Origin of the sequence: Micromonospora sp. NPDC005298 (assembly GCF_040607375.1) — a bacterium.
Classification (GTDB): Bacteria; Actinomycetota; Actinomycetes; order Mycobacteriales; family Micromonosporaceae; genus Micromonospora.
On the sequence record NZ_JBEXGP010000003.1, the window covers coordinates 43,847 to 58,464 of the forward strand.

A 14,618-nucleotide genomic window follows, 5' to 3' on the forward strand; every position below is an offset into this window, starting at 1 on the left:
TGTGACGGGTGCCGGCGGGAAACGCTGTCCGCGGCCACCACGGGGAGGACGAGTGCTTGTGACGAGAGAAGTACGGGTGGGCGGACGGCCCCCCGACCCGTCGGGCGGCTCCGCCCCCATGACGGCCGACCTGGTCTTCGACGACTTCTACCACGCCCACTTCCGTGGGCTCGTCGTCCAGCTCACCGCGTACACCGGTGACCGTGGGCAGGCACAGGACCTGGTCCAGGAGGCGTTCTGCCGGGCGTACGCCCGCTGGGACCGGCTGGCCCGGTACGACGACCCGCTCGCCTGGGTACGCCGGGTCGCCTGGAACCTCGGCCACAACCGCTGGCGGCGGCTGCGGACCGCGCAGGCGTGGCTGCTGCGGCAGCGGGAGACCCACGTCGCGGGACCGAGCCCCGACCGGGTCGCCCTCGACACGGCGCTGGCGAAGTTGCCGCCGAAGCAGCGGCGGGCCGTCGTCCTGCACTACCTCGCCGACCTGTCGGTCGCCGAGATCGCCGCCCAGGAACGCGTCGCCGAGGGAACCGTCAAGTCCTGGTTGCACCGGGGCCGGACGGCGCTCGCCACGCACCTGCGCGACACCACCGAGGAGGTGCGAGATGTCTGAGCAGGAGACCCTCGGCCTCGCCGAAGAATTCGCCCGCTACCGCCGTACCCTGCTGGAAGAGGTCGAGGTGCCCGGGCCCGCCGCCGTCCGGCGGACGGTGCGCGGACGCGGCCGTCGCCGACTGGCGGTCACCACCACGGCCGTGCTCGCGCTGTTCGGCGGCTCCGCCGTCGGGTACGCGGCGATGAACGGGCCGGAGCACCGGCCGGGGCCGGTCGACCCGACGCCGAGCGTGTCGGTGTCGCCGACGCCGGGTGGCCCGACGACCCCGACTCCCAGCGCGTCCGCGTCGAGTGGCGGCCCCGCCTCCACCGCGCCCAACGGGCGGTTCAGCCGGGCGCAACTGCTCGGCACGAAGGTCACCCTGCCCGCCTGGCGGGCCGGCCCGGGCTGCCCGACGTCGGCCGTCCGGATCAGCGGCGACGACCGCGAGGGCCTCAACTGGCTGGTCGCCCTCGACCACGGCGACGTGGACGGGGACGGGGCGGCGGAGACCGTGGCACTCGTGCAGTGCGTGCTCGGCTCCGGGGGGCCGATGCAGGTGGTCGCCTTCGACCGGGACGAAGAGGGAAAGGCGGTCACCCTCGGCCGCGTGGTGGCGACCACCATCGACAAGCCGCAGTGGCTGTTCGCGCTCGACGTCGTCGACGACGGCACGGTACGGGTGCAGGTCGGCGACATCGCACCCGGTGGCGGCTGGCCCGGCGAGTGGTCCCAGCGGCAGTGGCGGGGCTACCGCTGGAAGGGCGGGGCCTTCGCCCAGGTCTCCGGGCCGACCAGCTTCGGTCCCAACCCGCACTCGGCGGACCTCGCGGTCACGGCCACCCCGCTGGTCCTGAGCACGGCGGACGACGGCTCACGGACGGGCACGACAACGGTACGGATCCGCAACAAGGGCACCGGCCCGGTCGCGCGTGTGGAGCTGCGCCTGAACGTGCCGCCGGCCGTACGCCCGGACGTCGACGGGTGGGCACCCTGCACCAACGAGCCGCAGGACACCAGCGAACCGGTGACCTGTGGACTGGGTCGGATCCCGGCCGGCGCGGAGGTGACGTTGACCTTGAGTTTCCGGGCCGCCAAGGGGGCTCCGGTGGGTACCGGGAACGCCGACGTGGTGGCCCGGCCGATGGACGGCGACTTCAACTTCCTGCTGGACCGCCAGGAGGCCGACAACCAGGTCGGGATGGTCTACCGGTGACGCCCGCCGGCCGCGTCGCACACCACTCGGACGTGCGACGCGGCCGGCACGCGCGTCACCAGGTGGGACGTTGCAGCAGGCCGACGAACTCGACGAGCAGCCGTTCCCGCAGCGCCGGCGGTGCGGCGTCGAGCAGCGTGTTCACCACCGCCATCCGGTCCGGCGTCGGCGCGGTCCCGCCGCCGAGCCCGAGCCCGCCGGCGAGCCCGGCGACCAGTTCGGGTGTGAGGGCGTCCGGGGTCAGCGACGCCACCAGCGCCATCAGCTCGGGCGGGAGGGCCACCGGGCCGGCCGCCCGGGCGGCGGCCACCGCGTCGGCCAGGTCCGGTGCGAATTCGGCGACCCGGGGCGCGACCGAGGCGGTCACCGTGAGGTGCACGCTGGCCGGCAGACCGGCGTACGACAGCTGGGGCTGGGTGTGCCAGCCGCGCGCGGTCAGCTCGTCGACCAGGACGAACAGGTCGGGCCCACCCTCGGTGGCGGTGAGGCAGACGACAGTCGACTCCGGCTCGGCCATCAGCCGCAGCCCGTCGACGGCGCGTACCGCGTCGGCCAGGCCGGCCACCGCGTCCCGGGTGGCGGTGGCCAGCCGCAGGTAGCCGTCGTCGCCGAGGTGCCGCAGGGTGGCGTACGCGGCAGCGATCGGCCCGCCCGAGCGGGTGGACGCGATCACCGGGTTGATCATCGTGTAGCCGGGCCAGTCCGCGTACGCGAAGTACTGCGGGGCGCGCAGCGCAGAGTCGCGGTGCAGCAGCACCGACACCCCCTTCGGCGCGTACGCGTACTTGTGCAGATCCACCGAGATCGAGGTGACGCCGGGAACCGCGAAGTCGAACGCCGGCACCAGCTCACCGAGGCGGCGCAGGTACGGCAGGGTCCAGCCGCCGAAGCAGGCGTCCACGTGGCAGCGCACCCCGGCCTCGGCCGCAGCCGCCGCGATCTCCGCGACCGGGTCCACGACCCCGTGCGCGTACGACGGCGCGGAGCAGGCCACCAGCACCGTCTCCGGCCCGATCGCGGCGGCCATCGCGGCCGGGTCAGGACGAAGCGTGTCCGGTGACACCGGCACCACGTCCAGGGCCACCCGCAGGTAGTGCGCCGCCTTCGCGAACGCGGCGTGCGCGGTCGACGGCACCACGATCCTGGGTGCGGCGATCTCCGGGTGGGCGTCCCGGGCCGTCTTGACGGCGAGGATCAGCGACTCGGTGCCGCCGCTGGTGACGCTGCCGACCACGTCCGGCGCGGTCGTTCCCGGCCCGCCGCCGAGCACCCGGCCGGCGGCGCCGACCAGCGCGTTCTCCATCGCCAGCAGGGACGGGAAGGCGGTCGGGTCGAGCCCGTTGACGTGCGCGCTCTCCCGGTGCGCGGCGGCGGCCAGCTCGTCGAGGCCGGGCACCGCCGGGTCGTAGACGTACGCGAAGAGCTGACCACCGTGCGTGGGCCGGTCCCCGTCCCGCAGGGAGCGGATCTCGGCAAGCACGACGTCCCCCGCCACCCCCTCAGGCAACAGTGGTCCGCCCGCAACCCTGCTCTCGTCGATCATGGAGTCATGGTGCCTTTCTTGTCATTTCTCGTGGCTTTCGCTCCCGCCACAACTCCATGATCGACGCGACCGTCACCACGCATGGCAGCGGCCAGGACCGCGGGAGTCAGGTTGTAGTGGCGCAGGAGCAGCAGGGGTGGAGCGATCAGCAGTGCGGGCAGGACGGTGAAGCCGAGCAGGACGCCGAGCCTCGCCGTGTCCGACTGGGTCGCCGCCGTGCCGGTGTCCGACGACACGTAGCCGGAGAGCTGGAGCACCAGCCCGTAGATGCCGGGGCCGAGAGCCAGACCGAACGTCTCCCCGGCGGTCCACAGGCCGGTGAAGACGCCCGCCTGCCGTCGGCCGGTACGCGCCGTGTCGTACGCGATGCAGTCCGGCAGCATCGCCAGCGCGAAGACCTGCTGACCGGCATACCCGACGCCGAGCACCGCGACCACCAGGTACACCGCGACCGGGGGCAGCACCGGTGCGGCGACCAGCACGAGCGCCCCGACGCCGAGGATCACGGCGGCGGCGACCAGACCGGTCCGCTTACCCAGCCGGGCGCCGACGCGGCTCCACACCGGCATCACCAGCAGTGCCGGCCCGACAAAGCAGGCGAAGAGCAGGGTGGGGCCACTGCGCTCGTCATGCAGGATCTGCCCGGCGAAGTAGTTGACGCCGGCCAGGATGGTCGCCACCCCGGCGGACTGCACCACGAAGCAGACCAGCAGCGCCCGGAACGGCCGGTTCGCGGCGGCCACGGCGAGCTGGGCGCGCAGGGTCGGCTCGCTGCCACCCACCGTGCCGATCGGCGCGGACCGGGTACCGAGGAACGCGCCGACGGCGCCGACGGCGATGAGTACCGCCACGAACAGGCCCATCCACCGGTGCCCGGGCACCCCGTCGCCGCCGGCGGTCACCACCAGCGGGGCCACCGCGCCGGAGACCAGGATCGCCAGGGCCAGCACGGCGATCCGCCAGGTCATCAGGCGGGTGCGTTCGGTGTAGTCGTCGGTCAGCTCTGCCGGCATCGCCACGTACGGCACCTGGAAGAAGGCGAACGCGGTAGCGGTGGCGAGGAAGGCCGACGCCACGTACGCCCCGGCGGCCGGCCCGTTTCCGAACGGCGCGGCGAAGATGCCCGCGAACAGCGCGGCGAGCACGAGACCGGCGACGAGCAGGTACGGCCGGCGGGCGCCCCAGCGGGACCGGGTGCGATCGGAGATCCGCCCGGCGACCGGGTTGACCAGCACGTCCCACGCCTTCGGCAGCAGCACCAGCAGGGCGGCCACCCCGGCGGCCACGCCGAGCGTGTCGGTCAGGTACGGCAGCAGCAGCAGTCCGGGGACGGTGCCGAAAGCCCCGGTGGCCAGGGATCCGAGCGCGTACCCGGCGTGCACCGTACGGGGCAGCGGGGCGGCGGTCGGCGTACCGGTGGCACCCGGCGGCGGGTTCATGGGGCCGAATGTTACTCACGTTATGCCGCAGGTCACATCCCCTCCTGCGGTGACCACGCCGCCACCCGGATGTCCACCCCCTCGCCGCGCAGCGGCACCCCCTCGGCACGCAGCCGGGCCCGCGCCTCCCGCTCGTGCCCCGGCGGCAACCGGCCAGCCGAGTTGACCACCCGATACCAGGGCACCGAACCGCCGTGCCGGGCCATGATGCTGCCCACCAGTCGCGCGGAGGTGCGGCCCGACCGTTCGGCCAACGCGTCGGCGACCGCGCCGTAGGACATCACCCGACCCTCCGGGATCCGCTCGACCAGGTCGAGCACCGCCTCGACGTACTCGTCAGGTGTCACAATCGGCCACCATATGGGAACGTGACCGGGCGCCGCGGCCGTGACCACGCAGAATGGGCGGGTGCGCGACGCAGTCACGACGGCCCGGCGGGTCGTCGTCAAGATCGGATCCTCCTCGTTGACCACCGCCACCGGCGGCCTCGCCGACGGGCGGGTCGACGCGCTCGTCGACACCCTTGGGCGACTCACCGCCGAGGGACGCGAGGTGGTGCTGGTGTCCTCCGGCGCGATCGCCGCCGGCCTCGCCCCACTCGGCCTGACCCGGCGTCCGCGCGACCTGGCCACCCAGCAGGCCGCCGCCAGCGTCGGGCAGGGCCTCCTGATCGGCCGGTACGCGGCCAGCTTCGCCCGGCACGGCCGCACCGTCGGGCAGGTGCTGCTCACCGTCGACGACGTGACCCGGCGCGCGCACTACCGCAACGCGTACCGGACGCTGCGCAAACTGCTCGACCTGCGGGCGGTGCCGATCGTCAACGAGAACGACACCGTGGCCACCGAGGAGATCCGGTTCGGTGACAACGACCGGCTGGCCGCCCTGGTGGCCGCGCTGGTGCACGCCGACCTGCTGGTGCTCCTCTCCGACGTGGACGCGCTCTGGACCGGCGACCCCGCCAAGCCGCAGTCGACCCGGATCACCGAGGTGCGCGACGACGCCGACCTAGCCGGGATCACCATCGGCGGGGCCGGCCGGTCCGGCGTCGGCACCGGCGGCATGGTGACCAAGGTCGAGGCCGCCCGGATCGCCACCGGCTTCGGCATCCCGGTGGTGCTCACCGCCGCCGACCTGGCCGCGCCGGCGCTGGCCGGTGAACCGGTCGGCACGTTGTTCCACCCGCAGCGGCAACGCCCGACAGCCCGGCTGTTCTGGCTGGCCCACGCCACCTCGCCCCGAGGGCGGCTGCACCTCGACCCGGGTGCGGTGGCCGCCGTCGTCGGGCGGCGCAAGTCGCTGCTGCCCGCCGGCATCACCGCCGTGGACGGCACGTTCACCGCTGGCGACCCGGTGGACCTGGTGGACACCGCGGGCGCGTCGGTCGCCCGAGGTCTGGTCAACTACGACGCGGTGGAGCTGCCCGGCCTGCTCGGCCGTTCCACCTCGGAACTCGCCGCGGCGCTCGGCCCGGCGTACGAACGGGAGGTCGTCCACCGCGACGACCTCGTACTGCTGTAAGCAAGGGCACCTTCTTAACGCCTGGTGTTGTACAAGGTGCCCTTCCTAACGCGAGGAGTGACCGATGAGCGTCGTCGAGCAGGCACGTCGGGCGCGAGACGCCGCCGCCGACCTGGCCACAGCCACCCGTACCGCGAAGGACGCCGCGCTTGTCGCGATGGCCGACGCGCTGGTGGCGCGTACCCCGGAGATCCTGGCGGCGAACGGGACGGACCTGGCGGCCGGGCGCGAAGCCGGGCTGAGCGCGGCCGTGCTGGACCGGCTCGCTCTCGACGCGGGCCGCGTGGCAGGCATCGCCGACGCGCTGCGCCAGATGGCCGCGCTGCCCGACCCGGTCGGCGAGGTGGTCCGCGGGTCGACCCTGCCCAACGGCCTGGAGCTGCGCCAGATCCGGGTGCCGTTCGGGGTGGTCGGAATCATCTACGAGGCGCGGCCGAACGTGACGGTGGACGCCGCCGGGATCTGCCTGAAGTCCGGCAACGCGGCGCTGCTGCGCGGGTCGTCGTCGGCCGCGCACTCCAACGCGGCGCTCGTCGCGGTCCTGCGGGACGCGATCAGCGAGGCCGGTCTGCCCGCCGACGCGGTGCAGTTGCTCGACGCCAGCTCCCGCGACTCGGTCAAGGAGCTGATGCGCGCCCGAGGGCTGGTCGACGTGCTCATCCCGCGCGGCGGCGCGTCGCTGATCCGCACAGTCGTCGAGGAGTCGACCGTGCCGGTGATCGAGACGGGGGTGGGCAACTGCCACGTGTACGTGGACGCCGCCGCCGACGTGGCACAGGCCGTCGCGGTGACGCTGAACGCCAAGACGCAGCGCCTCTCCACCTGCAACACGGCCGAGTCGCTGCTGGTGCACGCCGACGTCGCCGACGCGTTCCTGCCGGCCGCACTGGCGGCGTTCGCCGAGGCGGGGGTGACCGTGCATGGCACCCCCGAGGTGGCCGCGTACTCCCCGGCGGTGGTCCCGGCCACCGACGAGGACTTCGCCACCGAGTACCTGTCGGCGGACATCTCCGTCGCCGTGGTCGACTCGCTCGACGCGGCGGTCGCGCACATCCGGCGCTACGGCACCGGGCACACCGAGGCGATCCTCACCGACTCGGCGAGCGCGGCCCGCGAGTTCGTCGCCCGGGTGGACGCGGCGGCGGTGATGGTGAACGCCTCGACCCGTTTCACCGACGGCGGCGAGTTCGGCTTCGGCGCGGAGATCGGCATCTCCACCCAGAAGCTGCACGCCCGCGGCCCGATGGGTCTCCCGGAGCTGACCAGCACCAAGTACGTGGTGACCGGAAACGGACACGTCCGCTAGCCCTCGTTGATCTTGCAATTGTTGCGCCGACACAAAGGGCATTCAACGTAAACCCGCGACCGAAACTGCAAGATCAACCGGGGGTCAGGCGGGGCGCGCGGCTCGGATTGCGGCCAGCGTGGCGTGTACGTCGAACTGGTGGCCGTCGTCGCTCTCCCAGCCGCCGTCGCTGCGCTGGGTCTCGGTCAGCCGGCGCAGCGCCCGCACCATGATCCAGTCCTGTGCGTCGATGCCGACCCGGCGCAGTGTGGCCGCCAACCAGGCCACGTCACCGGGGGACATCGTCGCCATCCGCTCGGCCAGCACCACCTGGATCCGCGCCGACTCCTGGAACATGTCCTGCCGGTGCAGCACCGCCGCGCTCAGCCAGCCGGCGGCCAGGAACGACGGCCAACTGCCGTCCGGGCGCAGCCGCCCGGCGATCGAGTGGGCCGCCGCCTGGACCACACCGGCGTACGCCCCGCCGACCCGGTGGTCGAGCGGGCCTGAGGCACGGGCGTCCAGCCCGGCGACGGTGAGCCAGAAGCCCGCGTTGGCGGTGACGAAGAGCTTGGCCTCGGGGTCGCCCGGACGGGCCCACTCCGGCGCCGAGGCGGCAAGCGAGATGTCCTCGTCCCAGCCGCCGTCGGCCTGCTGACGCGACGCCAGCCAGTCCAGGGCGCGGCGGGCGGCGGGACGGCCGAGCGCGCCCAGGTCGTCCAGCTCGGCGAGGCGGAAGCAGGTGGCGTCGATCGAGGCGACCTCGCCGCCCCAGGTCGCCGGCCAACCGCCGTCGGACGACTGGCCGACCTCGGCCGTGTCCAACAGCTCGGCCGGCACCGGGGTGCCGTTGCGAAGCCAGGAGAGACGGGCGCGTTCCACCGCGTCCCCATGCGCCACGACGAACCCGATCGCGGCATCCAAGTCGACCACGGCGGAGACGCTACCTGCGCAGACGCGATACCGCCTCGGGGAATCGGCCAGCCGGGAATGGCTGCGTCGCTCCGGCCGGGCGGCCGCCCGTCGTCACGTGCGTCGATTGGCCGGGGCGGCGTCACCGCCACCCCGGCACAACCGGTCAGTACGCGGGCAGCGACGGGTCGATCTGCTTGATCCAGGAGAGCACGCCGCCCTGCACGTGCACGGCGTCCTTGAACCCGGCCGCCTTGAGCGCGGCGAGCGCCTCGGCAGAGCGGACGCCGGACTTGCAGTGCAGCACGATCTGCCGGTCCTGCGGCAGCCGCGCGAGCGCGTCACCGGAGATGATGTCGCCCTTGGGGATGAGGGTGGCGCCGGGGATCCGGACGATCTCGTACTCGGCCGGCTCCCGCACGTCGACGAGGAAGATGTCCTTGCCGGCGTCCTGCCACTCCTTCAGCTCCAGGGCGGTGATGGTCGAGTCGACCGCCGCCTCCTGGGCCTCCACCGAGACCGCGCCGCAGAAGTCCTCGTAGTCCTCGAGGAGGTCGGTGACGCTCGGGTTCTCGCCGCAGAGAACGCAGTTCGGGTCCTTCCGAACCTTGATCTTGCGGTACTCCATCTCCAGGGCGTCGTACACCATCAGGCGGCCGACCAGCGGCTCGCCGATGCCGGTGAGCAGTTTGATGGCCTCGTTCACCTGGATCGAGCCGATCGACGCGCAGAGCACACCGAGCACGCCGCCCTCGGCGCAGGACGGGACCATGCCGGGCGGCGGCGGCTCCGGGTAGAGGCAGCGGTAGCAGGGGCCGTGCTCGGCCCAGAACACCGACGCCTGGCCGTCGAAGCGGTAGATCGAACCCCAGACGTACGGCTTGCCGAGCAGCACCGCCGCGTCGTTGACCATGTAGCGGGTGGCGAAGTTGTCGGTGCCGTCGACGATCAGGTCGTACTGGGCGAAGATCTCGCGGACGTTCTCCCGGTCCAGGGCGGTGTTGTGGATCTCCACGTTGACCAGCGGGTTGATCTCGCGGATCGACGCGGCGGCGGACTCGGCCTTGGACCTGCCGATGTCGGACACACCGTGGATGACCTGACGCTGGAGGTTCGACTCGTCGACGGTGTCGAAGTCGATGATGCCGAGCGTTCCGACGCCCGCCGCGGCGAGGTAGAGCAGGGCGGGCGAGCCGAGGCCACCGGCCCCGACACAGAGCACCCGGGCGTTCTTCAGCCGCTTCTGCCCGGCCACCCCGACGTCCGGGATGATCAGGTGGCGTGAGTAGCGGCGGATCTCGTCAACGGTCAGCTCGGCGGCGGGTTCGACGAGCGGGGGCAACGACACGGTGGACTCCCCGGGATCGGCGGTGCGAACCGCGCCATTGTTGCTCGCCGGCGCCCCCCTCGGCCATGAGGGAGGACACGTGGTCCGCGATGCGGGAGCGGGAATAACCGACAGCCGGCCGATCAGGGGACGATGTCACCCGCGTAGCGACGACCCTCGACGTACGGCCAGGCGTTGGCGACGCAGCCCTGGAGGCCGTACGTCTGCTGCTGCATGACCGGCGCCGGCTCACCCGGGCCGGGGCAGGCCTCGTGCTGCTCGCCGAACTCGTGGCCCACCTCGTGGTTGACGACGTATGTGCGGTACGTGTCCAGCGGGGCGCCGTAGTCGGGCACGGCCTCCTGCCAGCGGGCCAGGTTGATGATGACCTGGCCGGGCAGCCGGCAGGACGTGTAGCGCTCGGTGCTCAGCCCACCCTCGGCGCACATCCGTTCCGAGGTGACCGGGGTGGCCAGGTAGATCGTGAAGTCGGCGGCCCCCGCGTCGGCGACCCGTTGCACCCGCAGCTCGCCGGAGCCGATCCAGCTGCGCGGGTCGGTCAGCACCTCGTCCACCTTGGCCGCGAAGGCGTCGACGTCCTGGCCGGTGCCGCGTTCGACAGCGATCCGGTACCGGCGCAGCGGGCCGTCCTCGCCGTGCACGGTGGTTCCGCCGTCGGCGGCCGAGAACCGTCCCGCACCGACCGACGGGTAGCTGCTGGGCGCCGGGTGGGCGCCCCCGCCACCGAGCCCCATCCCGCCCTGCGTGGTGGTGGGCGGCACGTCGGCCACCGGTTCGCCGTCCCGCAGGACGATCACGCCGGCGGCGGCTGCGGCGAGCACCAACGCGCCGATCAGCAGGCTGCGACGGCGTCGCCGCCGCATCCGGACGAGGGCGGGACGCCCGTGCGGGTGCGCCGACCGGCCCGACGGATCGGGCGGCCGGGGCTGGCCGTAAGGGGACGACGGCGTCATGACGTCCAGCCTGCCAGATTATTCGGGCATTCCTCTGCTTTTACCGCTATTGGCGCAAGTGGGGCGCTTTCCGAGCAGCGACCGGCGCGTTTTCCGGGCAGCGGCCGCGCGCGCCTTCCGAGCGCCGGGCCCGGCGCGCTGTCAGAGCGCGGGCCCGGCGTAGCGGCGTCCCCCGAGGTACGGCCACGGATTGACCCGGCACCCGTTGAGGAACAGCGTCTGCTGCATCATCACCGGCGCCGGCCGACCCGACCCCGGACAACGCTCGTGCCGGTGCCCCAGCTGGTGACCCACCTCGTGGTTGACCACGTACGTCCGGTAGACCGACAGCGGCACGCCAGCCGAGACGAAGTGCGGCACGGACAGCCGCCACCGGTCCAGGTTGATGATCACCTGACCGGGCGCCCGGCAGGACGTGTACGGGCGGCCCCCGATCCGGATGTCCACCCCACCGGCGGCGCACATCCGACCCGCCGTACGGGCCGTGGCCAGGTAGACGGTGAAGTCGCCCGGAGCGTTGCCGGGCACCTGCTGCAACCGCAGCCGCCCGCTGTCCACCCAACTGCCCGGCCCGGCCAGCGCCACCTCGACCGCCTGCCCGAACGCGGCGACGTCCTCGGCACTGCCCGACTCCACCGCCACCCGGTAGCGCCGCAGCTCACCAGCACGACCCAGCACCGGGCCGGAGCGGTCGTCGTAACCGAACCGGCCCGTACCCGCGGTCGGCACCGCCCCCGGCAGCCGCAGCACCGCAGGCGCGCTCGGCGACGTCGACACCGACGGCGGCGACACCGACGGCGACGGGTCCGCCGACGGCGGCAGCGGCGCGGCCACCAGCGGCGGCGGCACGGTGCTGATCTCGTCCGCGGCCAGCCGGTCGGCCTCCGGACGGCCACCCGGCCCCTCGCCGATCACGGCCACCGCCGCGCCGACGGCCAGCACCACCGCCACCAGTTGCGCGAACAGGGCGAAGCGTCGCTGACGGCGAGCGGAACTGGGCATCCGACTCAGCCTGCCAGATCGGACCGCCCGGCCGCGTCCTCCGTTTCGGCGAGCAGACCCACCACCGCCCGAGCGACAAGCCTCGGCACCTCCAACTGCGCCACATGACCCACGCCGTCGAGCATCAGCAGACGGCTGTCCGGGATGACCCGCGCGGTCTGCGGCGCGACCCGCACATCGACCAGCCGGTCCGCCCGACCGCCCACCACGAGCGTCGGCGCCCGCACCGCCCGGGCGAGCCGCCACAGCGACCCCGACCCCGGCAGGTACGCCCGCAGGAAGCTGGAGACCAGACCACGGAACGTCCGCACGTACGCGGCGGCGTAGTGCTCCGCCTCGTACCGCACCCGGATCTCCTCCAACGCCTCGGCCCGACGCTGGTCGCAGATCCGGTCGAGATCTGCCACACACGCCTCCAGCACCTGCTGGGCCATCACCTCGGGCGCGAGCTGGGTGAGGTGCCGGGCGACCAGCCGTTCACCCCCGGGGATGGCCAGCACCGGCAGCATCCGCCCCTGCAACGAGCGCCGGAAGTCGAGGAACGGCAGCGCCGGCGAGATCAGGGTGAGCGTTCGGACCAGGTCCGGTCGGAGCGCGGCCACCTGGACCGAGACCGCGCCACCCAACGAGTTGCCGAACAGATGCACCGGCCCCCGACCGGAGTGTTCGATCCACCGCACCACCAGGTCCGCGAAGGCGGGGATCGTGTAACGGCGACCCGGCTCGCTACGGCCAAACCCGGGCAGGTCGATGGCCTGCCCGTCGAGCCGGTCGGACAGCAGGCCCGCCAGGTCGGTCCAGTTCTGCGACGAGCCGCCCAGCCCGTGCACGTACAACGCCGGTTCCGCTCCGGCGGCGGTGGCCGGAGTGTCCCGCACGTAGGTGACCGAACTGCCGAGGCGGACCTCCCGCCCCGGCCACGGCGGCGGAACCCCGTGCTCGGGCAGAAGGTCGTCCGGCCAGAGGTTGGCGCGTTTCATCGTTCCAGTCTGCCCCGGACCACTCAGGACAGCAGCGCCTCCAGTCGACGGTTCACCGCCGCCAGCGTCGCCCGGACCACCGCCTGCCGCGGATCACCGGCGACCAGCGCCGAACCGGCCAACTGCTCCACCCAGCCCTCGCACACCAGCAGCACCACCACGGTCGCCACCTCGCAGTTGCCGAACGGCACCACCGCCGCGTGCTCGACGAAGCAGCGCCCCCGCTCGGCGTTCTCCGCGCCGCGCAGCAACTCGTCCACGGCGGCGGCCGCGGCGACCGCGCAGAGCCGCAGCACGTACCCGTCCACCGCCGGCCCGGTCGCGTACCCGGAGGCGTTCTCGCCGCCGGCCAGCAACCGCACCTCCACGTTGGCGTCCAGCCCGAACGTGCTGACCTGCACGTGGTCGATCACCACGCGAGGCCCCGGCGCGCCGCCGGTGTCCAACGGCCGGGACGGCGCCGACTCCGTCGTGGTCACCTGACCACCCGAGTACGACGTGCCGGCCGTCGCCGGGCTGCCGGTGGCCGCACCGGCCGGCGCGGACGAGACCGAGCCGGGCTCCTCCACCGTGGCGCGACCCCGGTGCGGGGCACCCTGCCGACGCCGGCGTGACGTGTCTCCCGCCGGAGGAGTCTCGATCCGCCCACTCACGGCGGGCTCGGCGGCGCGTACGTCCCCCGTCCGCGCCTCGACACCGGCGTCCCTGGGCTCCGGGGCACGCGGCTCGACCGCACGCGGCTCGGGGCTGCGCGGCTCGGCGCCGCGGCGGCGTACCGGTGGGGGTGGCGTGGTGGGCATGCCGGGCAGGTTCTGTGGGGCGGCGGCCAGGCCCATCCGCTCCTGGAGCAACCGGGCGACCTGCCTGCTCACCTCGGCCGGGTCGGCCCCGTCGGCCAGGTCCAGCCGCAGGCTGTGCGCGCCCGCCGGCGTACGACGCAGCGCCGCGTCCCGTACGCCGGCCACCTCCCGGACGGCGTCCAGGATGGCGTTGACGTCGAACCCCTCGGGGCGCTCCCGCAGGGGCGCGGGCTCGTCGTCGCGGCGCAGGTGGGTGGCGATACGGGCGAGTTCCGGGGTCTCGGCGGGCTCCACGGCTGGCGGCTCCGGCACGACGGGCACGTCCGGTTCGGCGGGGACGCGCTGCGGCAGCACCGCCGCCGTAGTTTCCGCACGACGGCCGGGATCGGCCGGGTCGGCCGGCACCGCCGGGTCGGGGGCGGATCGGCGTGCCGCGTAGGGAGGGGCGGACGCGGGTGAGGGCCGGTCCCGGCGTCCGCCTCCGCTCGTAACGGAGGGTGGGACCGTGCCGGTCGACATCGGTGCGGCGTCGGTCGCGGTCGGACCGGTCGACGGGGGTGCGGGGCGGGGTGGCTCCGGTGGCTCGGGCGTCGCCGGGCGCAGCCGGAAGGGTGCGACCGGCCGGGGCTCAGGTCGGAGCGGGCCGGGCTGGTCACCCGACTCGTCGACGCGGGGCGCGCTCGCCGGCCAGGACGGGCGCTCACCCGGGGACGCGGGGATGCGCCCCTCGGACCAGTCGGGCCGCTCGGCTCGGGGTGGACTGCTGGACGGGGAGGTGGGCGTCCCACCGACCCAGGAGGATCGTTCCGCCGTCAGCGGCGGTCCGGCAGGTGCCGGCGGTGGCGTGACCGCCGGCGGTGGCACGTCGGCGGGAGCCGTCACGGCCGGCGTCGCCGCCGGGCCGGGAGGCGTCGCGGGTGTGGGGTCGGCCGACGGCGGTCGGGCCCAGGACGGCCGTTCAGCAGCGGGCGTCGGAGCCGGATCGGGCCGACCGGCCCACGACGGACGCGACGGCCCACCACTGGTC

At 73.8% G+C, this 14,618-nt stretch carries 12 protein-coding genes and 1 pseudogene; 4 read left to right on the top strand and 9 right to left on the bottom strand.

Going from position 1 to position 14,618, the window contains the following annotated elements; translation table 11 throughout:
• The first annotated feature begins 118 nt into the window (after nt 1-118).
• Both ABZS77_RS09200 and ABZS77_RS09205 read left to right on the top strand, forming a co-directional pair.
• A complete protein-coding gene (locus tag ABZS77_RS09200; protein ID WP_354820455.1) occupies nt 119-613 on the top strand; it encodes a SigE family RNA polymerase sigma factor in 495 nt (164 codons plus the stop codon).
• Nucleotides 606-1,811, top strand: coding sequence for a hypothetical protein (locus ABZS77_RS09205; RefSeq protein ID WP_354819716.1), 1,206 nt, complete (start codon nt 606-608; stop codon nt 1,809-1,811). Before ABZS77_RS09200 ends, ABZS77_RS09205 begins: the two co-directional genes overlap by 8 nt.
• A gap of 55 nt (nt 1,812-1,866) precedes the next feature.
• Here ABZS77_RS09205 and ABZS77_RS09210 read toward each other — a convergent pair whose 3' ends face one another.
• The 3 genes from ABZS77_RS09210 to ABZS77_RS09220 are packed head-to-tail and all read right to left on the bottom strand — an operon-like array spanning nt 1,867 to nt 5,140.
• On the bottom strand, nt 1,867-3,354 hold the full coding sequence (locus tag ABZS77_RS09210) for an aminotransferase class V-fold PLP-dependent enzyme (RefSeq protein WP_354819719.1): 1,488 nt from the start codon (nt 3,352-3,354) through the stop codon (nt 1,867-1,869).
• Nucleotides 3,351-4,793, bottom strand: coding sequence for an MFS transporter (locus tag ABZS77_RS09215; RefSeq protein WP_354819722.1), 1,443 nt, complete (start codon nt 4,791-4,793; stop codon nt 3,351-3,353). The genes ABZS77_RS09210 and ABZS77_RS09215 overlap by 4 nt, the downstream gene beginning before the upstream one ends.
• 32 nt (nt 4,794-4,825) lie before the next feature.
• Entirely contained in the window at nt 4,826-5,140 is a 315-nt protein-coding gene (locus tag ABZS77_RS09220; RefSeq protein ID WP_354819725.1) for an MGMT family protein, read from the bottom strand.
• Nucleotides 5,141-5,201: 61 nt separating this feature from the next.
• Between ABZS77_RS09220 and proB the strand changes: the two genes are divergently transcribed.
• Together proB and ABZS77_RS09230 are read left to right on the top strand one after the other, a co-directional pair.
• Entirely contained in the window at nt 5,202-6,311 is a 1,110-nt protein-coding gene (proB, locus tag ABZS77_RS09225; RefSeq protein WP_354819728.1) for a glutamate 5-kinase, read from the top strand.
• A gap of 64 nt (nt 6,312-6,375) precedes the next feature.
• Nucleotides 6,376-7,617 (top strand): glutamate-5-semialdehyde dehydrogenase, encoded by a 1,242-nt coding sequence (locus ABZS77_RS09230; protein WP_354819731.1) that lies wholly within the window; start codon nt 6,376-6,378, stop codon nt 7,615-7,617.
• An 84-nt stretch (nt 7,618-7,701) separates the two neighbouring features.
• Here ABZS77_RS09230 and ABZS77_RS09235 read toward each other — a convergent pair whose 3' ends face one another.
• From ABZS77_RS09235 to ABZS77_RS09260, 6 genes and pseudogenes are all read right to left on the bottom strand, one after another.
• Complete coding sequence (locus tag ABZS77_RS09235) at nt 7,702-8,580, bottom strand: prenyltransferase/squalene oxidase repeat-containing protein (protein WP_354820458.1); 879 nt, start codon at nt 8,578-8,580, stop codon at nt 7,702-7,704.
• Nucleotides 8,581-8,674: 94 nt separating this feature from the next.
• Nucleotides 8,675-9,923: pseudogene (gene moeZ, locus ABZS77_RS09240) on the bottom strand (adenylyltransferase/sulfurtransferase MoeZ).
• Nucleotides 9,924-9,978: 55 nt separating this feature from the next.
• Entirely contained in the window at nt 9,979-10,809 is an 831-nt protein-coding gene (locus ABZS77_RS09245) for a DUF3152 domain-containing protein (RefSeq protein WP_354819734.1), read from the bottom strand.
• 141 nt (nt 10,810-10,950) lie between these two features.
• Nucleotides 10,951-11,811 carry a DUF3152 domain-containing protein gene (locus ABZS77_RS09250; protein WP_354819737.1) on the bottom strand — a complete coding sequence of 287 codons (861 nt, stop codon included), beginning with the start codon at nt 11,809-11,811 and terminating at the stop codon, nt 10,951-10,953.
• A 5-nt stretch (nt 11,812-11,816) separates the two neighbouring features.
• Complete coding sequence (locus ABZS77_RS09255) at nt 11,817-12,791, bottom strand: alpha/beta hydrolase (protein WP_354819740.1); 975 nt, start codon at nt 12,789-12,791, stop codon at nt 11,817-11,819.
• A gap of 23 nt (nt 12,792-12,814) precedes the next feature.
• Complete coding sequence (locus ABZS77_RS09260) at nt 12,815-14,473, bottom strand: hypothetical protein (RefSeq protein ID WP_354820461.1); 1,659 nt, start codon at nt 14,471-14,473, stop codon at nt 12,815-12,817.
• Nucleotides 14,474-14,618 lie beyond the last annotated feature (145 nt).